The organism is Streptomyces sp. MNU89 (assembly GCF_020982505.1).
Classification (GTDB): domain Bacteria; phylum Actinomycetota; class Actinomycetes; order Streptomycetales; family Streptomycetaceae; genus Streptomyces; species Streptomyces xinghaiensis.
The window spans coordinates 3,459,960-3,482,117 of sequence record NZ_JAJKLL010000001.1 but is presented as its reverse complement, the minus strand read 5'-3'; the positions used below and the strand labels follow the sequence as shown (position 1 = coordinate 3,482,117).

The 22,158-nt window shown below is 73.8% G+C and carries 18 protein-coding genes; 14 read left to right on the top strand and 4 right to left on the bottom strand.

The window, feature by feature from the left end; genetic code table 11:
• The first annotated feature begins 212 nt into the window (after positions 1-212).
• From E4N63_RS14890 to E4N63_RS14865, 6 genes are all read left to right on the top strand, one after another.
• Positions 213-1,325 carry a TadA family conjugal transfer-associated ATPase gene (locus tag E4N63_RS14890; RefSeq protein WP_374112773.1) on the top strand — a complete coding sequence of 371 codons (1,113 nt, stop codon included), beginning with the start codon at positions 213-215 and terminating at the stop codon, positions 1,323-1,325.
• Positions 1,322-2,350, top strand: coding sequence for a type II secretion system F family protein (locus E4N63_RS14885; RefSeq protein ID WP_308188694.1), 1,029 nt, complete (start codon positions 1,322-1,324; stop codon positions 2,348-2,350). The genes E4N63_RS14890 and E4N63_RS14885 overlap by 4 nt, the downstream gene beginning before the upstream one ends.
• The gene (locus E4N63_RS14880) at positions 2,347-3,183 is read left to right on the top strand and encodes a type II secretion system F family protein (RefSeq protein ID WP_125622385.1); all 837 of its coding nucleotides are present in this window, start codon (positions 2,347-2,349) and stop codon (positions 3,181-3,183) included. The genes E4N63_RS14885 and E4N63_RS14880 overlap by 4 nt, the downstream gene beginning before the upstream one ends.
• Before the next feature lie 109 nt (positions 3,184-3,292).
• Positions 3,293-3,490: a DUF4244 domain-containing protein gene (locus E4N63_RS14875; protein WP_230240905.1), complete on the top strand. Its 198-nt coding sequence runs from the start codon at positions 3,293-3,295 to the stop codon at positions 3,488-3,490.
• Positions 3,477-3,935 carry a TadE family type IV pilus minor pilin gene (locus tag E4N63_RS14870; protein WP_125622381.1) on the top strand — a complete coding sequence of 153 codons (459 nt, stop codon included), beginning with the start codon at positions 3,477-3,479 and terminating at the stop codon, positions 3,933-3,935. Before E4N63_RS14875 ends, E4N63_RS14870 begins: the two co-directional genes overlap by 14 nt.
• Positions 3,932-4,357: an Rv3654c family TadE-like protein gene (locus E4N63_RS14865; RefSeq protein WP_185831089.1), complete on the top strand. Its 426-nt coding sequence runs from the start codon at positions 3,932-3,934 to the stop codon at positions 4,355-4,357. The genes E4N63_RS14870 and E4N63_RS14865 overlap by 4 nt, the downstream gene beginning before the upstream one ends.
• Positions 4,358-4,480: 123 nt before the next feature.
• Here the strand turns inward: E4N63_RS14865 and E4N63_RS14860 are convergent, their stop codons facing one another.
• On the bottom strand, positions 4,481-6,922 hold the full coding sequence (locus E4N63_RS14860; protein WP_230240903.1) for a DEAD/DEAH box helicase: 2,442 nt from the start codon (positions 6,920-6,922) through the stop codon (positions 4,481-4,483).
• A gap of 54 nt (positions 6,923-6,976) precedes the next feature.
• On the opposite strand from E4N63_RS14860, the gene bldG reads away from it, so the two are divergent.
• From bldG to E4N63_RS14830, 6 genes are all read left to right on the top strand, one after another.
• A complete protein-coding gene (gene bldG, locus E4N63_RS14855) occupies positions 6,977-7,318 on the top strand; it encodes an anti-sigma factor antagonist BldG (protein WP_019707568.1) in 342 nt (113 codons plus the stop codon).
• A 129-nt stretch (positions 7,319-7,447) separates the two neighbouring features.
• Positions 7,448-7,897 carry an ATP-binding protein gene (locus tag E4N63_RS14850; protein WP_230242489.1) on the top strand — a complete coding sequence of 150 codons (450 nt, stop codon included), beginning with the start codon at positions 7,448-7,450 and terminating at the stop codon, positions 7,895-7,897.
• A gap of 530 nt (positions 7,898-8,427) precedes the next feature.
• A complete protein-coding gene (locus E4N63_RS14845; protein WP_125622375.1) occupies positions 8,428-10,839 on the top strand; it encodes a sodium-translocating pyrophosphatase in 2,412 nt (803 codons plus the stop codon).
• Between the two features lie 224 nt (positions 10,840-11,063).
• A complete protein-coding gene (locus tag E4N63_RS14840; protein WP_063831702.1) occupies positions 11,064-11,627 on the top strand; it encodes a hypothetical protein in 564 nt (187 codons plus the stop codon).
• A 272-nt stretch (positions 11,628-11,899) separates the two neighbouring features.
• A complete protein-coding gene (locus E4N63_RS14835; RefSeq protein WP_374112871.1) occupies positions 11,900-13,366 on the top strand; it encodes a methyltransferase in 1,467 nt (488 codons plus the stop codon).
• A gap of 207 nt (positions 13,367-13,573) precedes the next feature.
• Positions 13,574-13,738: a hypothetical protein gene (locus tag E4N63_RS14830; RefSeq protein ID WP_374112772.1), complete on the top strand. Its 165-nt coding sequence runs from the start codon at positions 13,574-13,576 to the stop codon at positions 13,736-13,738.
• Between the two features lie 140 nt (positions 13,739-13,878).
• On the opposite strand, the gene E4N63_RS14825 is transcribed toward E4N63_RS14830, so the two are convergent.
• From E4N63_RS14825 to E4N63_RS14815, 3 genes are all read right to left on the bottom strand, one after another.
• Complete coding sequence (locus E4N63_RS14825) at positions 13,879-14,136, bottom strand: TM2 domain-containing protein (RefSeq protein ID WP_043464661.1); 258 nt, start codon at positions 14,134-14,136, stop codon at positions 13,879-13,881.
• A gap of 219 nt (positions 14,137-14,355) precedes the next feature.
• Positions 14,356-14,760, bottom strand: coding sequence for a DUF2752 domain-containing protein (locus E4N63_RS14820; protein ID WP_230240901.1), 405 nt, complete (start codon positions 14,758-14,760; stop codon positions 14,356-14,358).
• Between the two features lie 97 nt (positions 14,761-14,857).
• A complete protein-coding gene (locus E4N63_RS14815; RefSeq protein WP_125622373.1) occupies positions 14,858-15,292 on the bottom strand; it encodes a TM2 domain-containing protein in 435 nt (144 codons plus the stop codon).
• A gap of 321 nt (positions 15,293-15,613) precedes the next feature.
• Here E4N63_RS14815 and topA point away from each other — a divergent pair, with 321 nt between their 5' ends.
• Both topA and tmk read left to right on the top strand, forming a co-directional pair.
• Positions 15,614-18,499: a type I DNA topoisomerase gene (gene topA, locus E4N63_RS14810; protein WP_125622371.1), complete on the top strand. Its 2,886-nt coding sequence runs from the start codon at positions 15,614-15,616 to the stop codon at positions 18,497-18,499.
• A gap of 177 nt (positions 18,500-18,676) precedes the next feature.
• On the top strand, positions 18,677-22,045 hold the full coding sequence (tmk, locus tag E4N63_RS14805; RefSeq protein ID WP_230240900.1) for a dTMP kinase: 3,369 nt from the start codon (positions 18,677-18,679) through the stop codon (positions 22,043-22,045).
• Positions 22,046-22,158 lie beyond the last annotated feature (113 nt).

The following is a 22,158-nucleotide window of genomic DNA, read 5'->3' as shown; positions in this document are numbered from 1 at the left end:
CGCTGCCCAGTTGGGCGAGGGAACCCGGGGAGCCCGGGGGACCCGGAGGACGCGGCGTGGGACCGCCGAGTCCCGGGCGCGCCTGCCGGGCGCCTGCCGCAGGGCCGGAAGCGACGGGGAGCTGGTGGCAGCGGCAGCCGGTACCACCGTCCCTGGTCGACGCGGTCCGGTTGCGCCTCGCCGAGACGGGGGCCGAGCCCACACCGGCGCGAGTGGCCGCCGCGCTGCGGGCCGAGGGCCGGCTGCTGGGCGACGCGGGTGTGCTCGCCGTGGTGACGGCGCTGCGCTCGGAGCTGGTGGGAGCCGGTCCCCTGGAACCGCTGCTCGCCGATCCCACGGTCACCGATGTCCTGGTCACGGCGCCCGACCGGGTGTGGGTGGACCGCGGCCGCGGGCTGGAACTGACGGATGTGGGTTTCCCCGACGCCGCGGCGGTGCGGGCACTGGCCCAGCGGCTGGCCGCCGTGGCCGGGCGCCGGCTGGACGACGCACGGCCCTGGGTGGACGCCCGGCTTCCCGGCGGAACCCGGCTCCACGCAGTGCTGCCCCCGGTGGCCGTCGGCTCCACCTGTCTGTCGCTGCGGGTGGTCCGCCCCCGGGCCTTCGGCCTGACGGGGCTGGTCGCCGCGGGAACGGTTCCGCCCGGTGGCGAACGGCTGTTGCGAGCACTGCTGGAGGCCCGGCTGTCCTTTCTGGTCAGCGGGGGTGCCGGAGCGGGGAAGACCACCCTGCTCTCCAGCCTGCTGAGCCTGGTGGATCCCGCCGAGCGCATCGTGCTCGCCGAGGACTCGGCGGAACTGCGCCCCGAACACCCGCATGTGGTCCGTCTGGAGACCCGGCCGCCGAACCAGGAGGGCACCGGCCGGGTCACCCTGCGGGATCTGGTGCGGCAGGCGCTGCGCATGCGGCCCGACCGGCTGGTCGTCGGGGAGGTCCGCGGTCCGGAGGTGACCGATCTGCTCGCCGCGCTGAACACCGGTCACAGCGGTTGCGGCACGGTGCACGCCAATGCCGCCGCCGATGTTCCCGCCCGGCTGGAGGCCCTCGGCTCCACCGCGGGGCTCGACCGGGCGGCGCTGCACAGCCAGTTGGCGGCCGCCCTGTCGGTGCTCATCCATCTGGTGCGGGACCGGCGAACGGGTCTGCGCCGGATCGCCGAGATGCATGTGCTGGAGCGGGGCGGCACCGGCCTCGTCACCACGGTCCCGGCGGCGGTCTGGGGTACGGCGGGCGGCGAGCCCGTGCTCGGTCCCGGATGGCCGCGGCTGAACCGGCTGCTGGCCGTGTCCGCCGGCGCGAGCCCGGAAGAGGGAGGCACGTGGTGACCGGGGTGACGGGACCCGCCGCCCAGGTGACGGTCTGCGCGGCTCTGGTGTCCGCGGGTCTGGCCGTGTGGCGGTCGGCGGGGCGGCGGGGCCAACGGCGCCGTGCGCGGTTGCTGTTGCCCGGAGCGGGCCCGGTGGTCCACGGGGACGGCCGCCTCCGCCGGTACGCGCGATGGCCGGCCGCGGCCCGGGCGTGGTGGGAGCGGATCCGGCCCCGGCTCGGCCAGGAGTGGCTGTGCCTGCCGGCCGGGTGCCTGATCGGTTGGTTCGGGGATTCCCCGCTCCCACCGCTCGCGGCTCTCGGGGCCGTACCGCTGGTGCGGCGCCGGCTTCGGCGGCGGGACGGGAGGCGGGCAGCGGAACGGCGTGCCGGGGAGGTCATCGAGTGGTGCGCGGTGATGGCCGGGGAGGTGCGGGCCGGCCGGCAACCGGCCGAGGCACTGCTGGCCGCGCCGGTCCGGCCGGGGCCCTCCCAAGCCTCGGTGACGGCCGCGGCCCGGTTCGGCGGCGACGTGCCCGGAGCCCTGCGGCAGGCCGCCCGATGGCCGGGCGCGGAGGGCTTGGCCGGGGTCGCGGCCTGCTGGCAGGCGGCGGCCGACACCGGGGCCGGGCTCGCGGGCGGGCTCGACCGGGTGGCGGCCGCCCTGCGAGCCGAACGGGAGCAGCGGGAGGACCTCCGCGCCCAACTGGAGGGGACGAGATCCACCGCGCTTCTGCTGGCCCTGCTGCCCGTCTTCGGGTTGCTGATGGGCGGCCTGCTCGGCGCGGATCCGCTCCGGGTGCTGCTGCACACACCGGCCGGCCTCGCCTGTCTGCTGACGGGGGCGGCGCTGGAATCCGCCGGACTGGCCTGGACGGCGCGGATCGTACGGGCCGCGGAGGGGGCCGGCGGAGCGCGGCCGGATGCGATGGAGCATCCGGGGCCCGCACACGGCCGGTACGGCGGGGGCGCCGGGGGTGCCGCGTATACCGACGGGCCGGGCAACGGCCGGGGCATCGCGGTCGGACACGGGAGGACGGCGTGAACACGGAACTCGTCCACAGCCTGTGGGCGGTGGCGCTGGCGGGTGGGGCGGTCTTCGCGGCAGCGGTGCTGCGGGGCGCGCGGTCCCGGGCCTCCCGGCGGCGGCTTGCCCTGCTGCTGACCCCGGCCCGTGCCCCGGGGCGCGACGGTGCCGCGCTGCGCCGCCCACCCGGCCACGGCATGTCCTGGCGGGGCCGCCGTCGCTCCGGCCGCGCCCGCACGGCGCGGTGGACCGGGGCGGCCCGGGAGTGGTGGCCGGTGGTCGGTGCGGGACTGGCCGCGCTGGCGGTCATCGGCGGAGCGGTGGGCTGCGCGGTGGGGATCGCGACCGGATACGCCGTCCGGAGACGGGCCCGGAGGAGACCCGATCCAGGAGCCCGGCGGAGTACGGAGGCGGCCGGGCTGCCGCTGGCCGCGGATCTGCTGGCGGCCTGCCTGGCGGCGGGTGCGGAGCCGCGAGAGGCCGCCTTGGCCGTGGGCCGTTCGCTCGGCGGGCCGGTCGGTGAGCGGCTGAACCGAGTGGCCGCCGAACTGCGCCTGGGCGGTGATCCGGAGGAGGCGTGGGGACGGCTGGCCGAGGTGCCGGGGGCGGCCGGGCTGGCCCGGTGCCTGGCGCGAGCGCAGGTCACGGGCGTGTCGGCGGTGGAGCCGGTGGCTCGGGTTGCGGCCGAGTGCCGGGCCGGAGGGGCGCGGGCGGCGGCAGCGTCGGCGCGGCGGGCGGCGGTGCTCGCCACCGCGCCCCTGGGCCTGTGCTTCCTGCCCGCCTTCCTGACCGTCGGGGTGGCGCCGGTGCTCATCGGTCTGGCCGGCGACCTGCTGAGCGGTCCCCGATGAGCCGTCGGACACGGCCCAGGGCCCCTCCCCACGAAGGGGGCTCAGGCGGTATCGGCACGGAACGACGCATGAACGGACGCCCCGGGAGCGGGCGGGACAAGGGGTGGGCATGTACACCTGGTTGCGGGACCGCAGGCGTGCGCTGCGCGGGAAGGACACGCAGGCCGGTATGACGACCGCCGAGTACGCGGTCGGCACCATCGCGGCCGCCGGCTTCGGCGCCGTCCTCTACAAAGTGGTGACCAGTGACACGGTCACGGGTGCCCTGCAGTCCGTGATCGGAAAGGCGCTCGATGCGCAGTTCTGACCGCGGATATGTGACGGCGGAGGCGGCCGTGGCGCTGCCGGTGCTGGCACTGTTCGCCATGATCCTGATCTGGGGTCAGATGGCCGCGTCCGCACACATCCGGTGTGTGGACGCGGCACGGGCGGGGGCGCGGGCCGCCGCCCGGTCCGAGCCCCGGGAAGCCGCGCTGGCAGCGGCCCGCGCGGCCGCGCCCCGAGGCGCGGAGATCGGCCTGCGCCGCGGGGACGGGCTGGTCCGGGTGACGGTCGCGGTCCGGGCTCCGGGCCCGGGGCCGCTGGGCCTCCGGCTGCGGTCGGAGGCCGTCGCCTTGGACGAGTCCGTGGGCGGACCACCGGAGGAGACGGAGCCCGGCCGGTCCGGCACCGGCCCTCCGGCACCGGATGGTGGTGCCGCGGAACCGGTGGACCCGGCAGGCCGGCCGGAGAAGCCCGGGGGTGGACGGTGAGAGCGGGAGGAACACCGGATGCGGACCGGGGCTCGGCCACGGTGTGGACGGCCGTGACGGCCACGGCTCTGTGCGCCGTGTTCGCGGCTGTGCTGGCCCTGGGGCAAGCCGTGGTCACCCGCCACCGGGCGGGCGGCGGCGCGGACCTCGCGGCCCTGGCGGCGGCCGACCACGCACTGTCGGGCCAGGACGCGGCCTGTGGACTGGCCCGGCGGGTCGCCGAGGCTCAGGGAGTCCGGCTGGTGCGCTGTGTGGTGCGCGGTGAGGTCTCGGACGTGACCGCCGAAGCCACTACCGGACCGTTCGCGTCCCGGGTCCGGGCCCGCGCGGGCCCGGCGGACCACCTGGTGGGAGGCGCGCACCCGGAGAGGGACGGCCCCGGCCGTCCCCGGGAACGGATACCCGGTTCGGGCGGGGGATGACCCGGGACGGCAACCGGTACGACGGCCTGCACGACGAGCGGCAAGGCGACCGGCACAGCGACCGACGGCCGGCACGGCAGTGTCCGCGCGCACGGGGACGCCGGGGCCCGGCGGCCCCGGCCGTCACTCCGCGGGGGCTCCGGCCAGGAGAACGGAGAGCAGCCGGACGGCGGCGTTCTTGTCCAGGGGGTCGTTCCCGTTGCCGCACTTCGGTGACTGGACGCAGGACGGGCAGCCCGACTCGCACTCGCAGGCCGCGATGGCCTCCCGGGTGGCCGTCAGCCAGCGCCGGGCGGTGTGGAAGGCGCGTTCGGCGAAGCCCGCGCCGCCGTGGTGGCCGTCGTAGACGAAGACGGTCGGCAGCAGGGTGTCGGGGTGCAGAGGCACGGAGACACCGCCGATGTCCCACCGGTCGCAGGTGGCGAAGAGCGGCAGCATGCCGATCGAGGCGTGCTCCGCGGCGTGCAGCGCGCCCGGGAGCTGCTCCGGGGAGATCCGGGCGGCCTCGAGCTGGTCCTCGGTGACGGTCCACCAGACGCCGCGCGTCCGCAGGGTACGGGGCGGCAGATCGAGTCTGGACTCGCCGAGCACCTCCCCGGTGATGAGTTTGCGGCGGAGAAAGGAGACCACCTGGTGGGTGACCTCGACCGAACCGAAGCACAGCCGGGAGCCGCCCCAGGGCACCTCGGTGGTGGTGTCGAGGACGGTGACGGCCGTGGTGTCCCGCGCGGTGGTCGAGTAGGGCGGGTCCGCCTCCTCGACCAGGGCCACGGAGTCCTCGAGGTCCAGCCGCTTGACGAGGTAGGTGCGGCCCTGGTGGAGGTGGACGGCGCCGTCGTGGACGGCGGTGTGGGCGGAGGAGGCGTCCACGGTGCCCAGCAGGCGGCCCGTCGCGGCCTCGACGACCTGGACGGGGGTGCCGCCCTCACCGCGGATGTCCGCGAGATCGGCCGCCCGCTCCCGGCGGGTCCAGTGCCAAGCGGTGGCCCGCCGGCGCAGCAGCTTGCGGCGCTCCAGCTGCGGGACGAGATCGGGCGCGGCGGGGCCGAACAGCTCCATGTCCGCCGCGGTGAGCGGGAGTTCGGCCGCCGCGGCGCAGAGATGGGGGGCGAGGACATACGGGTTGTCCGGATCGAGGACGGTGGATTCCACGGGCTGCCGGAAGAGTGCCTCGGGGTGGTGCACCAGAAAGGTGTCCAGCGGGTCGTCCCGGGCGACCAGGACCGCGAGGGCGCCCTGCCCGGCGCGGCCCGCCCGGCCTGCCTGCTGCCACAGCGAGGCGCGGGTGCCGGGGTAGCCGGCGATCACGACGGCGTCGAGCCCGGCGATGTCCACGCCGAGTTCCAGGGCGTTGGTGGCGGAGAGCCCCAGCAGGTCCCCCCGGTGCAGGGCGTTCTCCAGGGCGCGGCGCTCCTGCGGCAGATAACCGCCGCGGTAGGCCGCGACACGCCCGGGAAGCGAACGGTCCACGGCGGCCAGCCGCTCCTGCGCGATCACGGAGATCAGCTCCGCGCCGCGCCGGGACCGTACGAAGGCGACGGTGCGCACGCCACGGGCGACCAGGTCGGTCAGCAGGTCGGCGGTCTCCGCGGTGGCGGTGCGCCGGACCGGCGCACCGTGTTCGCCGTGCAGTTCTGTCAGCGGGGGCTCCCAGAGGGCGAAGACGAGCTCTCCTCGGGGCGAGGCGTCCTCGGTGACCTGGGCGACCGGCAGGCCGGTCAGCCGGCCGGCGGCCAGCGCGGGTTCGGCGGACGTGGCGGAGGCGAGCAGGAACACCGGGTCGGAGCCGTAGCGGGCACAGACCCGGCGGAGCCGGCGCAGCACCTGCGCCACGTGCGAGCCGAAGACCCCGCGATAGGTGTGGGCCTCGTCGATGACGACATGGCGCAGCGCCCGCAGAAAGGAGGCCCAGCGCGGATGGGCGGGGAGGATGCCCCGGTGCAGCATGTCCGGGTTGGTCAGCACGTAGTTGGCGTACTGGCGCACCCACTCGCGCTCCTCCACCGGGGTGTCACCGTCGTACACCGCGGGGCGCACGGCTCGGCCCAGGGGAGCGGCGAGTTCGCCCACGGCCCGGCGCTGGTCCGCGGCGAGCGCCTTCGTCGGCGCGAGGTACAGCGCCGTCGCCCCCCGCCCGTTCGGTGCCTCGGAACCGTCCAGGAGGGAGCTGAGGACCGGTGTGAGATACGAGAGGGATTTCCCGGAGGCGGTACCGGTGGCCACGATCACAGACTCGCCGCGCAGGGCGTGTCCGGCGACCCTCGCCTGGTGCTCCCACGGCCGCTCCATTCCGGCACTCCGGAGGGCTTCCACGACTTCTTCCCGGATCCCCCGCGGCCAGTCCGCATGGCGGCCCACGCGCGGGGGCAAGTGCTCCGTATGAGTGACGCGTGCAGCCCGGTCCGCCGTGCCGGCGAGCAGGCCGAGTACCGCCCGTGGGGCGGTGCGCGTGCCCGCAGACTGCGGGAGTTGGTCGTCGGCCATCGGCACCGAGTGTGTCACTGGCCTGATGAAGAATGGGCTCAAGGCGTCGTGCGCGCCTGCCGGTAAGTGATTGAATGCCATCGCGGCTGCCGATCCATGGGGGGCGACCGCTCGTTGCAAGGTGCTGGAGGATCCGTGGACCTGTCTCTGTCGACGCGTACCGTTGGCGACCGCACGGTCGTCGAGGTCGGTGGCGAGATCGATGTATACACCGCGCCCAAGCTGCGTGAGCAGCTGGTCGAGCTTGTCAATGAGGGCAGCTACCACCTGGTGGTCGACATGGAGGGCGTCGACTTCCTCGACTCCACCGGTCTCGGCGTCCTCGTCGGTGGTCTCAAGCGCGTCCGCGCGCACGAGGGCTCGCTGCGCCTGGTCTGTAACCAGGAGCGCATTCTGAAGATTTTCCGTATCACCGGTCTGACCAAGGTGTTCCCGATTCACACCTCGGTCGATGACGCCGTCTCGGCCACCGACTGACAGCTTCCGCACCCCGGGTCGCGTGCCGTCCGATGGTCGCGCGTCCCGGGGGTGGGAGTGACGGGGGTCGGCGGAGGGCCGCCGCGGTCCGCCTCCATGACGCAAGCCTGTATGACCGAGGGGGATGGCATGGCCACCGTGGAGCTCTTGTTCAGCGCTCTGCCCAATCACGTCCGCACAGCGCGCCTGGTGGCGGCGGCGGTGGCGCGCCGGGCCGGGGTCGACGAGGCCGTGCTGGACGAGGTGAGGCTCGCCGTCGGCGAGGCATGCAGCCGCGCTGTCGGTCTGCACCTCAGCAACAACGTTTCGGCACCCGTACGCGTCGTCCTGGTCGAGGACGAGAAGAAGTTCTCCATCGAGGTCGCCGACGAGGCCGCCCACCGGCCCACCGGCCCCCGGCGGGACGAGCACGGCGGGCCCGTCGCCGTGACCCCGGGTGAGGCCGTCGCCGAGGACGAGGACGAGATGGGTCTCGCGGTCATCAGCGGTCTTGTCGACGATGTCGAGGTGTCCGCGGACGAAACGGGCGGCCGGATCAGGATGAGCTGGCCGACGACCCCCGACGCTCTCCTGTCGTAGCTCTCGCGGCCTCACGCCCCCCGGGGCTCCCAGCACGCACCGCCCAGCCGATGCTCGCGGCCCTTCCGGGTCTCGCGGCCGCCGGCCCCGGGCCGCTACGGGCCCGTACCGCCGGCCCGTCCGCGCAGTGTCTGCCGCTCCGCGCCGCTCTCCTCCCTCTCCCCTCTTCCCCGCGGGCTCCGGCTGCCCACTGCGGGTGGCTCCGCACCGCAGCCATGGCCGCGGCACCGGACCCGGTGTGATCCACGTCTCTCGCAGACCGCCGCTGAGCTGGCTTTTCGTAGGATTTGAAGATCCAGCAAATGGCAATATTCGACCGTCAGCGAATGGATCAATTTCCTTCGTCCGGGCGAATTATTCGCGGGCTCTCCGGCTCATCTCCCCCGGTGGGAGTCAATTGCCCCTCATGGCCCCTGTCTTGATCCCGGTCCGGATCCCTAGAATCCGTTCACAATCTTTGCTCAGGACGCCTGAGTGCCGCGGCAGTTCCCTGTGCTGCGCGCCCATGTGCCAAACGTCAAGGAGGACGAATGGCGGGGCCCGTTACCCCTCTTCAGCAAGACCTCTCCCCATCCCTGCCCCTCGCGGCCGCCGAACTGACCACCGACAACCGGCTGATCGTCGTGGTCGTCGCGCTCGTCGCGCTGGCCGCGCTGGGTGTCGCCGTGATGCTGGTGCGTCAAGTGCTGGCGGCGGGCGAGGGAACCGACAGTATGAAGAAGATCGCGGCGGCTGTACAGGAAGGAGCGAATGCCTATCTCGCCCGGCAGCTGCGCACCCTCAGCGTATTCGCGGTCGTGGTGTTCTTCCTGCTCATGCTGTTGCCGGCCGATGACTGGTCGCAGCGCATCGGGCGGTCCGTGTTCTTCTTGATCGGCGCCTTGTTCTCCGCGGCGACCGGCTATATCGGAATGTGGCTGGCCGTACGGAGCAATGTGCGGGTGGCCGCCGCGGCGCGCGAGGCCACTCCGGGCGAGGGCGAGCCGGCCAAGGACCTCACGGACGTCTCGCACAAGGCCATGAAGATCGCCTTCCGTACCGGAGGCGTCGTCGGCATGTTCACCGTCGGCCTCGGCCTGCTGGGCGCCTGCTGTGTCGTGCTGGTCTACGCGGCCGACGCGCCGAAGGTGCTGGAAGGCTTCGGCCTCGGTGCCGCGCTGATCGCCATGTTCATGCGAGTCGGCGGCGGCATCTTCACCAAGGCCGCGGACGTCGGCGCCGACCTCGTGGGCAAGGTCGAGCAGGGCATCCCCGAGGACGACCCGCGCAACGCCGCCACCATCGCGGACAACGTGGGCGACAACGTCGGCGACTGCGCCGGCATGGCCGCCGACCTGTTCGAGTCCTACGCCGTGACGCTGGTCGCGGCGCTCATCCTCGGCAAGGTGGCCTTCGGCGACGCCGGTCTGGCCTTCCCGCTGATCGTTCCCGCGATCGGTGTGCTCACGGCCATGATCGGTATCTTCGCGGTGGCGCCGCGCCGCACCGACCGCAGTGGCATGACCGCCATCAACCGCGGCTTCTTCATCTCCGCGGTGGTCTCGCTCGTGCTGGTGGCCGTGGCGGTCTTCACCTATCTGCCGTCCTCCTACGCGGACCTGGACGGCGTGGACATTGCCATCGCCGGGCACGAGGGCAACCCCCGGGTCCTCGCGCTCGTCGCGGTCGCGATCGGCATCGTGCTGGCCGCGCTCATCCAGCAGCTCACGGGGTACTTCACCGAGACCACCCGGCGTCCGGTCCGGGACATCGGGAAGTCCTCGCTGACGGGGCCGGCGACCGTCGTCCTGGCCGGGATCTCGGTCGGTCTGGAGTCCGCCGTGTACACGGCGCTGCTGATCGGCCTGGGCGTCTACGGGGCGTTCCTGCTCGGCGGTACCTCGATCATGCTGGCGCTGTTCGCGGTCGCCCTGGCCGGGACCGGCCTGCTGACCACGGTCGGCGTCATCGTCGCCATGGACACCTTCGGGCCGGTCTCCGACAACGCCCAGGGCATCGCGGAGATGTCCGGCGACGTGGAGGGCGCGGGCGCCCAGGTGCTCACCGACCTCGACGCGGTCGGCAACACCACCAAGGCGATCACCAAGGGCATCGCCATCGCCACGGCCGTCCTGGCCGCCGCCGCGCTGTTCGGCTCCTACCGGGACGCGATCGCCACGGCGGTCGCGGACGTCAACGCCCGGGCGGGCGAGATGAACCTCAGTCTGGACATCTCGCAGCCGAACAACCTGGTCGGCCTGGTCCTCGGCGCCGCGGTCGTCTTCCTCTTCTCGGGGCTGGCGATCAACGCGGTGTCGCGGTCGGCGGGCGCCGTGGTCTACGAGGTGCGGCGGCAGTTCCGCGAGCACCCCGGGATCATGGACTACACGGAGAAGCCGGAGTACGGCCGGGTCGTCGACATCTGCACCAAGGACGCGCTGCGCGAGCTCGCCACCCCCGGCCTGCTCGCCGTGCTGGCGCCGATCGCCATCGGCTTCAGTCTCGGGGTCGGTGCCCTGGGCTCGTTCCTCGCCGGTGCCATCGGCGCGGGCACGCTGATGGCCGTCTTCCTCGCCAACTCCGGCGGCGCCTGGGACAACGCCAAGAAACTGGTCGAGGACGGCCACCACGGTGGCAAGGGCAGCGAGGCGCACGCCGCGACGGTCATCGGCGACACCGTCGGCGACCCGTTCAAGGACACGGCGGGCCCCGCCATCAACCCGCTGCTGAAGGTGATGAACCTGGTGGCCCTGCTGATTGCGCCGGCCGTGGTGCAGTTCAGCTACGGCGACGACACCAGTCCGGCCATCCGGGCGCTGGTGGCGCTGGTGGCGATCGGGATCATCATCGGCGCCGTCTACATCTCCAAGCGGCGGGGAATCGCCGTGGGTGACGAAGACAACAACGCCGACCGGGTGTCCGAGCCGTCGGATCCCTCCTCCGGGGCCGCGGTGGTGTCCTGAGCACCGGACCGGTTCCGGCCGGTCCGTGCCAGGTCAGGCGGTGGACGGGCGGTGTGCTGCGGCGCACCGCCCGCCCGTCTGCCCGGCCCCGGAAGCGGAGGCGGACGGCCCGCACCGGCCTGGTGCAGAAGACCGCAAAAACCCCTTCGGGGATATCGGGCTCGCGATCCCGGGCCTTTGGCCGTGTATGTTCCGGGGCCGAGAGTCATGGAAGGGGCCATCCGGTGAACAAGAAGCTCGCGGCCGCGCTGTCCGGTGGTGCGGCACTCGTACTCGCGCTGTCGGGCTGTGGCGACGACACCGACGAGAAGGTCGACGCCTACGCCAAGAAGGTGTGCGACCAGGTCCAGCCGCAGCTGGAGAAGATCGCTCAGGCGAACCAGTCCATCACCTCCACGGCGGCCGACGGCAAGCCCGAGGAGATCAAGAAGGCCGACTCGGCCGCGTTCCAGAAGATCTCGGACGCCTACGCCGCCATGTCGGACTCGGTCGAGAAGGCGGGCGTCCCGCCGGTCGACGACGGTGAGAAGACGCGGCGGGAGGCCGTCAAGGAGCTCGACGACACCGCCGGGGCGTACGCGGGCCTGAAGACCTCCGTCGACAAGCTGGACACCAAGGACCAGGCCAAGTTCGCCGAAGGGCTGAAGGGCGTCGCGGAGGACCTCGACAAGGTCAACAAGGTCGGCGGCGACGCCATCCGGAAGCTGCAGTCCGGGGACATCGGCGCCGCCATGAGCGAACAGCCCGGCTGCCGGCGCCCGTCCGGCTCGCCCAGCGCGAGCACCTGACCGGGCCCCGGCCCGCCGGGCCCCGCCCGCGCCGCACGGCCCGGAGCCCCGGGAAGACGTCCCGGGGCTCCGGGCCGTCGCCGTTCCCGGTCCGGAGCCCCGACAATGGGCCGGTGAGTACGCACGAGCACCCCCAGCCCGGCCGGCCCGAGCAGCCCGGCCCTTCCGGTCCCTCCGGCGCACCCGGGTCCGGTGGCGCCGCGCCGCACGGCTCCCTCGCCGCGCCGCCCCGGTCCGGCACCGGCCTCCCGGCCCGGCTCCGTGAGGCGTTCCTGGCCGCGGCCTTCACCGCGGACGGGCTCCTCGACCTGCTCGGCGCCCCGGCCTACGCGGCCCTCGCCCGCAGCGAGAGCGTGCCCGCCCTGCGGGCGACCCGCGGCGGATCGCCGCTGGAAACCCTGGTCCGGCTGTTCCTGCTGCAGCGCCCGGTGGAGTACGGACAGGCGTCGGCGGCGCTGCCCGCGGACGACTGCCTGGCCGAGGGCTGGCTGCTTCGGGACGGCGGCGAGGTGCGGGCGGCCGTGGACGTCCGCCCGTACGGCGGGCCGGAGGGCGAGGACTGGTGGATCGTCTCCGACCTCGGCTGCGCCGTCGGCGGAGCGGGGGGCGCGAGCGCTGCCGCGGGGCGGTCCGCCGGTGAGGACCGCGCCGCGCTCGTCCTCGGGGTGGGCGGGGCCTCCACCACGCTCGCGGGTCTCACCGTGCGGACCCCCGTCGGGCGGGCACTGGATCTCGGCACCGGCTCCGGTCTGCAGGCCCTGCACGCCGCTCGGCACGCCACCCGCGTCACCGCCACCGACGTCAATCCGCGGGCCCTGGGCTTCGCCCGGCTCACGCTGGCGCTCTCCGGCGCGCACGAGGCCGATCTCCGCGAGGGCTCGCTCTACGAGCCGGTGGCCGGCGAGGAGCCGTACGACCTGATCGTCTCCAATCCGCCCTTCGTCATCTCCCCGGGCGCCCGGCTGACCTACCGGGACGGCGGCATGGCCGGTGACGACCTCTGCCGGACCCTGGTCCGGCAGTCGGCGGATCACCTCGCCGACGGCGGCCACTGCCAGCTCCTCGCCAACTGGGAGCACCGGGAGGGCGAGGACTGGCGGGACCGGGTCCGAGCCTGGGTGCCGCCCGGGTGCGACGCCTGGATCGTGCAGCGCGAGGTACAGGACGTCACGCAGTACGCGGAGCTCTGGCTGCGCGACGCCGGTGACCACCGGGCCGGTCCGGAGACCTACGCCGCGCGCTACGACGCCTGGCTGGAGGAGTTCGAGGCGCGCGGGACCACGTCCGTCGGCTTCGGCTGGATCACCGTGCGCAAGTCGGGCGCCGCCCGGCCGTCCGTCATCGCGGAGGAGTGGCCGCACCCCGTCGAACAGCCGCTGGGGCAGACGGTGCTGGACCACTTCGCGCTCCAGGACTTCCTGCGGCGCACGGACGACGCGGCGCTGCTCGCCGCGCGGTTCCGGCTGGCGGACGACGTGGTGCAGGAACAGGTCGGGCTGCCCGGGGCGGAGGACCCGGAGCACGTGGTGCTCCGTCAGAACCGCGGCATGCGCCGGGCGACGAAGGTGGACACGGTCGGTGCCGGCTTCGCGGGGGTGTGCGACGGGACGCTCAGCGCGGGCCGCATCCTCGACGCCATCGCCCAGCTCGTCGGCGAGGACCCGGTGCTGCTGCGGGACCGGACGCCGGAAGCCGTCCGTCTGCTCGTCGAACAGGGGTTCCTCGTCCCGGTGGAGTGACCGGGGCCGGGCTCCAAGGTCCGGGCTCCGGGCTCCGGGCTCCGGGCTCGGGCGGTGGCGCGGGGGACGCCGGGGCGCACGGCGGAGGCTGCTGTTCACCGGGCGTTCGCTCCCGCGCCGCGCGGACGTGCCACGCTCCGGCACACCATGCCCGGTGCTAGGGGGTACGCAGCGATGGAGAGCGGGCCGGCCATATTCGCCGGAACAGTGTTCGTCCTGTTCGGAGCGGCATTGCTGGTGTGGGCGGGAACGCGCCTGCGCAGCGGTGCGCCGGTGGTCGAAGGGGTGAGCTCCCCGCTGCCGGTCCCACTGGTTCTGCTCTTCGGCCCGGCCGCGCTCCTCACGGGGGGCTGGCTCCTGCTGTCCGTCTGACGGCGGGTCCGCCGCGCACGGAGGGCACGGCGGGCCGGAGCCCGTGTGGACCCCGGAGCCCGGTGTACAACCGGCGGCATGCGCGCGGCCCGCGTCCGTACGATCCGGAACGCGGGCCGCGGCGGGGAGCCGGCGGTGCGTCAGCCGCGCAGGATGCGGCCCTCGCTGTCCGTACGGTCGTTGCTGGTCAGGAAGAGGATGCCGTCGATCAGCGCCCAGATGCCGCAGCCTCCGAGGGTGAACAGCTGACCGAGGGCCATCCCCGTGTGACCCGTGTAGAACCGGCCGATGCCGAGGGTGCCGATGAAGAGCTGGAGGATGCCGGCGACGATCTTCGACTTCTCGGAGTACGGCTGCCCGTTGGGGGCCACGGCCGGCGGCTGAGCGGGGTACGACATGAGGCGGGACTCTTCTCTCACGAATGAATGTTCCGCGCGGGACCTGGGGACGTGCCGCGACGATCAAATGACCCGGGAGAGAGCCGATCAGTTGTGCGGCTCGACGCATTGTGATCGTTCGGTGATGCAACGGCGGGGAGAAGGGGGACGGTGCGGGCGGCCGGATCCGGCGGGGGAGTTCACGGTGGCTCGTCCTCAGCCCGCGCTTCGGACCGCGCGTCAGCCCACCAGGTTGCGTTCGATGCCCCAGAGCGCGGTGAGCGTCAGCGCCACCGCGGTGAGCACCCGGCCGGGTGAGGGACGGTAGCGCCGCCCGCGCAGCCCCTCGCGCACCCAGCGCCAGCCGAGGAACAGGCCGACGGGGACGCCGAGGACCAGCAGGGCCGCGTTGTCGTGGAAGGCCGCGACCACATCGCCGTGCATCAGGTCGTACACCATGCGGGTCGCGCCGCAGGTGGGGCAGTCCAGGCCGGTCAGCCAGTTGAAGGGGCAGCGCAGCAGCCACTGCCCCGCCTCATGGGGGTTCGTGCCGTAGAGGTGGACGGCCCCGGCAGCCCCGGCCGCCAGCACCGAGAGCGGTGCCGCGGCCGGGTGCGAGGCCGCCTTGCGGAGCGCCGTCCGCACGCCTCCGCCGTCAGCGCCTCCGCCGGCAGGGCCTCCGCCGACCGCGCCGCCGGTGACCGTGGAGCCACCGGCCGCACCGCTGCCGGCCATACCGCCGTCAGCCACGCAGCGGACGGCCCTGGGCGTCGGTGGGCTGGCCGGTGAGCAGCATGATGCCGTCGATCAGGGCCCAGATGCCGCAGCCGCCCAGGGTGAACAGCTGGCCGAGCGCCATGCCGGTGTGGCCGGTGTAGAACCGGCCGATGCCGAGGGTGCCGATGAAAAGCTGCAGGACCCCGGCGACGATCTTCGACTTGTCCGAGTAGGGCCGGCCGAAGGGGTCGTAGCCGTACGGGGCGTTGGGGTCGCCGGTGTACTGGCCGGGGGCCACGGGCTGCTGCTGCGGGTAGCCGTAGCCGGGCTGCTGGCCCTGCTGCGGGTAGCCGTAACCGGGCTGGCCGTACGGCTGCTGGCCGCCCTGCTGCTGGCCCTGCTGCGGGTATCCGTAGCCGCTGTTGGGGTCCTGCGGCGGCGGGCCGTAGGGATTGGACATGGGCTTCCCCCCGTGAGTGCGAATGACTGAACGCGCGGCGCGCGCCGCCGGGGACGCCCCCGACACCCGCCATCCTGCCAGCCGGGCTCCGGGCGCTGGCAAGCACCTGTGGGCTCCGGGCCCCGGGATGTGAGGTTGGCGGGGTCCTCGCGGTACGGCGGCACGCACGCCCCTTGTCGGGTTACCGTTCGAGTGGCGTTGCGGGCTTTTTCCGCTTGACAGCGGGGCGGGAGGTACCGTCACACTCCGCACCGTCATGACAACGCCGTCACAGAAGTGGCAGTGATATTCACCGAGCGTCGACCGGAGAGAAGAGCGAAGTTGTCCCCGACCAGCGAGACCGCGAAGGGCGGCCGCCGACTCGTCATCGTCGAGTCGCCTGCCAAGGCGAAGACGATCAAGGGCTATCTCGGCCCGGGTTATGTCGTCGAGGCGAGCGTCGGGCACATCCGCGATCTGCCCAAAGTCGCCGCAGAGATCCCCGCGAAGTACAAGGGCGAGTCCTGGGCCCGGCTCGGCGTCAACGTCGACCAGGACTTCCAGCCGATCTATGTCGTCAACGCGGACAAGAAGAGCCAGGTCAACAAGCTCAAGGAGCTGCTGGCGGAGTCCGACGAACTCTTCCTGGCCACCGATGAGGACCGCGAGGGCGAGGCCATCGCCTGGCATCTGCAGGAAGTCCTCAAGCCCAAGGTCCCCGTCCGCCGGATGGTCTTCCACGAGATCACCAAGGACGCCATCCAGGCCGCCGTACGCAGCCCGCGCGAGCTGAACAAGCGCCTCGTCGACGCCCAGGAGACCCGCCGGATCCTCGACCGCCTGTACGGCTACGAGGTCTCCCCGGTGCTGTGGAAGAAGGTCATGCCGCGGCTGTCGGCCGGCCGGGTGCAGTCCGTCGCCACCCGGCTCGTCGTCGAACGGGAGCGCGAGCGCATCGCCTTCCGCTCGGCCGAGTACTGGGACCTCACCGGCACCTTCGCCACCGGCCGCACCGGTGACGCCACCGACCCCGGCACCTTCGGCGCCCGCCTCACCACGGTCGACGGCCGCCGCGTCGCCACCGGCCGCGACTTCGGCTCCACCGGCACGCTCAAGGAGGGCTCGCAGGTCCTCCACCTCGACGAGACCGCCGCGCGCGAGCTGGCCGCCGCCCTGGAGGGCGCCGCCTTCACCGTCCGCTCGGTCGAGTCCAAGCCGTACCGGCGCTCGCCCTACGCGCCGTTCCGCACCACCACCCTCCAGCAGGAGGCGTCGCGCAAGCTGGGCTTCGGCGCCAAGTCGACGATGCAGGTCGCGCAGAAGCTGTACGAGAACGGCTTCATCACGTACATGCGTACGGACTCCACGACGCTCTCCGAGACCGCCGTGGCCGCCGCCCGTGCCCAGGTCACCCAGCTCTACGGCGCCGACTACCTGCCGGAGAAGCCGCGGATGTACGCGGGCAAGGTCAAGAACGCGCAGGAGGCGCACGAGGCGATCCGCCCCTCCGGCGACCGCTTCCGCACCCCCGCCGAGACGGGCCTCACCGGCGACCAGTTCCGGCTGTACGAGCTGATCTGGAAGCGGACCGTCGCCTCCCAGATGAAGGACGCCGTCGGCCAGTCCGTCACCGTGAAGACCGGCGGGCGCGCGAGCGACGGCCGGGACGCCGAGTTCTCCGCCTCCGGCAAGATCATCACCTTCCACGGTTTCCTCAAGGCCTACGTCGAGGGCGCCGACGACCCCAACGCCGAACTCGACGACCGCGAGCGCCGCCTCCCGCAGGTCTCCGAGGGCGACCCGCTCACCGCGCGGGAGATCACCGCCGACGGCCACGCCACCAAGCCCCCGGCCCGCTACACCGAGGCGTCGCTGGTCAAGGAGTTGGAAGAGCGTGAGATCGGCCGCCCGTCGACCTACGCCTCGATCATCAGCACCATCCTCGACCGCGGTTACGTCTTCAAGAAGGGCACGGCCCTGGTGCCGTCCTTCCTCTCCTTCGCCGTCGTCGGCCTGCTGGAGAAGCACTTCGGCCGCCTCGTCGACTACGACTTCACCGCCCGCATGGAGGACGACCTCGACCGCATCGCCGCGGGCGAGGCCCAGTCCGTGCCGTGGCTGCGCCGCTTCTACTTCGGCGCAGCCGAGGCCGGCAGCGGTGCCGCGGCCGAGGCGGGCAACGGCGACGGCGACCACCTCGGCGGCCTCAAGGAACTGGTCACCGACCTCGGTGCGATCGACGCCCGCGAGGTCTCCTCGTTCCCCGTCGGCAACGGCATCGTCCTGCGCGTCGGCCGCTACGGGCCCTACGTCGAGCGCCCCGCGCCGCCCGCCGAGGAGGGCGGCAAGCCGGAGCCGGGTCAGCGCGCCGACGTCCCCGACGACCTCCCCCCGGACGAGCTGACCGTCGAACTCGCCGAGGAGCTGCTGGCCAAGCCGAGCGGTGACTTCGAACTCGGCACCGACCCGGAGACGGGCCGCAAGATCGTCGCCAAGGACGGCCGCTACGGTCCGTACGTCACGGAGATCCTGCCCGAGGACACGCCCAAGACGGGCAAGAACGCCGTCAAGCCGCGCACCGCCTCGCTCTTCAAGTCGATGTCCCTGGACACGGTGACGCTGGAGGACGCCCTCAAGCTGATGTCGCTGCCCCGGGTCGTCGGTACCGACCCCGCCTCGGGCGAGGAGATCACCGCGCAGAACGGCCGCTACGGCCCTTACCTCAAGAAGGGCACCGACTCGCGCTCCCTGGAGCGGGAGGAGCAGCTCTTCACCCTGACGCTCGAAGAGGCGCTGGAGATCTACTCCAAGCCCAAGCAGCGCGGCCGGGGCGCGGCCAAGCCGCCGCTGAAGGAGCTCGGCACCGACCCGGTCAGCGAGCGGCCCGTCGTCGTCAAGGACGGCCGCTTCGGCCCGTACGTCACGGACGGCGAGACCAACGCGACGCTGCGCCGGGACGACGACATCGAGACGCTCACCCCGGAGCGCGGGTACGAACTCCTGGCCGAAAAGCGTGCCAAGGGGCCCGCCAAGAAGACGGCCAAGAAGGCGCCGGCGAAGAAGAGCGCCGCCACCGCCAAGAAGGCCCCGGCGAAGAAGGCCGCGGCCAAGAAGACGGCCGCGAAGAAGACGACAGCGGCCAAGAAGCCGGCGGCGAAGAAGACCACCGCCAAGACCGCCAAGAAGGCGGCGGCCAAGAGCAGTTCCGCGGCCGACGGCACCGAGTAGCCGAAGCGGCGGGCGGGGTCCGCGCGGGCCGGACGTGCCGCGTCCGGCCACCGGACCACCGCCCGCGGTGGGCCCGCGGCGGGCTCGGGGCCGGCCGCGGCCGGCCGTTTCCGGAAAGTACGGCCGCATGTTCGGACGGGGCGGCATGGATTCGGCCAGTCCGGATAGGCTGGCCGGATGACGCGAGCCGAGCAGCCAACGGTCGTGAGTCCCCCCTCGGACCACCTTGCCGCAGACTCCCGCGAACGCGCCGTGCGAGCCCTGCTGCGGTTCCCGCCGCTGAGGCGGCTCTGGAGCGCCCAGCTCGTCGGCGGCGTCGGAGACGCACTGGCCCTGCTGGTGCTGCTGGTGCTGACCTATCAGGCGGCGGTGTCGGCGGGCACCTTCGGCACCGGGTACCGCGGCGCGGCCTTCGCGGTCGCGGCGGTGTTCGGGGCCCGTATCCTGGCGACGCTGCTCTTCGGGGCGGTACTCCTGGGGCCGCTGACCTCCCTGATCGGGACCGGTGAGAAGAGGCCGGAGCCCGGACGGCGGGAGACGCGGGAGGAGCCGGACGGCGAGTCCGGACCGGAGAAGCCCGGCGGGCCCGGGAAACCGGAGAAACCCGAGAAGCCGGGGAAGCCCGGGAAGGGCGCCGAGGGAACCACGGCCCGGAAGAAGAGCGGGACCGGCGGCGGACCGCTCGACCGCCGCTGGACCATGATGACCGCCGACGGTCTGCGGGTGGCGCTCCTCGTCGTCGCCCCGCTGTGGATCGACTGGACACCCGGCGAGGCCACCGCCGTCCTGCTCGTCACCGTCTTCGTCACCGGGGTCGCCGAACGCCTCTGGACCATCTGCCGGGAGAGCGCCGCCCCCGCGCTGCTGCCGTCCGTACCGGCCGGCGACGCCGCCGTACGGCCGCTTCCGGACAATCTCGACGCGCTGCGCCGGCTCTCGCTGCGCACCGGCTTCGTGGCGCTGCCGCTGGCCGCCGCGGCCTTCGTCACCATCACGCTCTTCAGCAACCTGCTCGGTGCCGTCGTCGCGTGGTTCCATCTGCACCAGGCCGCGCTCGGCTCCTATGTGGCGGCCGGGCTCTTCGCCGCCTGCGTGTCGATCCTCTACTTCGTCGAACTGCCCGGCGGGCGGACGCCCCGCGTGCGCTCCCCCCTGGAAGGGCTGCGCCGGCCCAGGAGCGGCGGCACGGGCGACAAGGGACGCACGGCCGACAAGGGACGCACGGGCGCCGTCCCGCTGCTGGTGGCCGCCTCCGCGACCGTCGCCGCCGCGATCGCCGCGGCCGTCGCGGTGTCCCTGCTGCACATCGACGACCTGGGCGGGGGCCCGGTCGGCTTCGCCCTGCTCGTGCTGGCCCTGACCGGCGGCACCGTCCTCGGCATCCGCAGCGCGCCCAAGGTGCTGCCCGCGCTGTCGCGGCGGCGGATGCTGGCCCTGTCCATCGCGCTCACCGGGCTGGCGCTGCTCGCGGTCGGCCTCACACCCGACCCGGCGACCGTCCTCTTCCTGGCCCTCGTCGCCGGCACCGCCGCGGGCATCGCCGCGAACACCGGGCACACGCTGCTCGACCAGGAGACCGAGGAGAGCCGGCGAGGTCGGACGACCGATCATCTGCACGCCGTCGTACGAGTGTTCGTCGCCGTCGCGGCGGTGGCGGCACCGCTGCTCGCCGGGGCGATCGGGGAACACCGGCTGGAGAGCGGCTCGTTCGTCTTCGCGCACGGCGGCGCCGGCTTCGCGCTGATGCTGACCGGCGCGCTACTGCTGCCCGTCGCCGCGCTGGTCCTGATCCGGACCGACGACCGGTCCGGCGTACCGCTCCGCCGCGACCTGCGCGACGCGCTGCGCGGCGGCGACCCCGACCGGCGGGCACCGGCCGGCAACGGCTTCTTCATCGCCCTGGAGGGCGGCGACGGAGCGGGCAAGTCCACCCAGGTCGAGGCGCTGGCCGACTGGATCCGGGCCAAGGGTCACGAGGTCGTCGTCACCCGGGAGCCCGGCGCCACGGCGATCGGCAAGCGGCTCCGCTCGATCCTGCTGGACGTCTCCTCGTCCGGGATCTCGCCGCGTTCGGAGGCCCTGCTGTACGCGGCCGACCGGGCCGAGCACGTCGACAGCGTCGTACGGCCCGCGCTCGAACGCGGCGCCGTCGTCATCAGCGACCGCTACATCGACTCGTCCGTCGCCTACCAGGGCGCGGGCCGTGATCTGTCACCGACCGAGATCGCCCGGATCAGCCGGTGGGCCACCGACGGCCTCGTACCGCATCTGACCGTGCTGCTCGACGTCTCTCCCGAGACCGCCCGCGAGCGCTTCACCGAGGCACCGGACCGGCTGGAGTCCGAGCCGCCCGAGTTCCACCAGCGGGTGCGGTCCGGCTTCCTGGCACTGGCCGCCGCCGACCCCGCGCGCTATCTGGTCGTGGACGCCGGGCAGGAGCCCGAGGCCGTCACCACCGCCGTACGGCACCGGCTCGACCAGGTGCTGCCGCTCTCCGAGGCCGAGATCCGGGCCCGCGAGGAGGCCCGGCGGGCGGCCGAGGAGGAGGCCCGCCGCCGCGCAGAGGAGGAGGCCGCGCGCAAGGCCGAGGAGGAGCGGCTGGAGCGGGAGCGGCAGGAGCAGCTCGCCCGGCTGCGCGCCGAGGAGGAGGAGCGCAAGCGGCGCGAGGCGGAGGAGGCCCGGGTCGCGGAGGCCCGCCGCCAGGCGGACGAGGCCCGCCGGCTCGCCGAGGAGGCGCAGCGCCGCGCCGAGGAGGAACGCGTCCGCCGCGAGGCCGAGGAGGCGGAGCGCCGCGCCGAGCAGGAGCGGGTCCGCCGCCAGCAGGCCGAGGAGGAGCGGCTGCGCCGGGAGGCCGAGGAGCGCCGGCTGGAGAAGCAGCGGAAGGCCGAGGAGGCGCTGCTGCGGGCGGAGCGGGAACGGCAGGCGGCCGAGGCCGCCACCGCCGCCGCGGCCGGAACGGCGGGCGGCGAGGCGGGCGGGACCGCTGCCGCCCCGCCGGACGACGCGCCGACGGTGCAGACGCAGACGCCCGCCGCGAGCGAGCCGTCCCCCCGGAAGCCGGACGCCCCGCGCGCCCCGGAGGCGGAGGCCACACAGCCGGTCCCCACGCCCCGGGGACCGGCGACGCCGACGCCGAGACGGCCGTCCCCGCCGGTGCGTCCCGGGGACGGCGAGCCGCGCGGGGAGCGGTCCGGAGCGCACCCGGCGCCGTCCGCCCGTCCGGACCGGCAGGGTGACGCGGCGGGCCGCGTACCGCCGTGGCTGTTCCGCGAGGAGGACGGGAACGGCCGGGGGCCCGGCCCGGAAGCGGGCCCGGACGATGCCGAGCGGACCCGGGAACTCCCGCAGGTCAATCCGGACGAGGACACCTCCCGGGGCACCACCGCAGGCCGCACGGGACGGAAGCCGGGACGCCGCGGCGGCCGGCCCCGCCCGGACTGGGCGGAGGAGACCCCGCTCGACGACCTCCCGACTCTCGCCGACGAACTCCTCGGCCCGAGGGACGACGAGGACGACGGCCGACGGCGGGGCGGCCGCAGAGGCTGACACGGCCGGCCGGGGGGCCGGTCCCGGTCCGCCGGGTCGCCGCTTCCCGCTTCGCCGCCCCACCGAGCGCCCGGTCGGCCAAGTGCCCCCGGGCGCCGGTGCGTTGAGGGCTG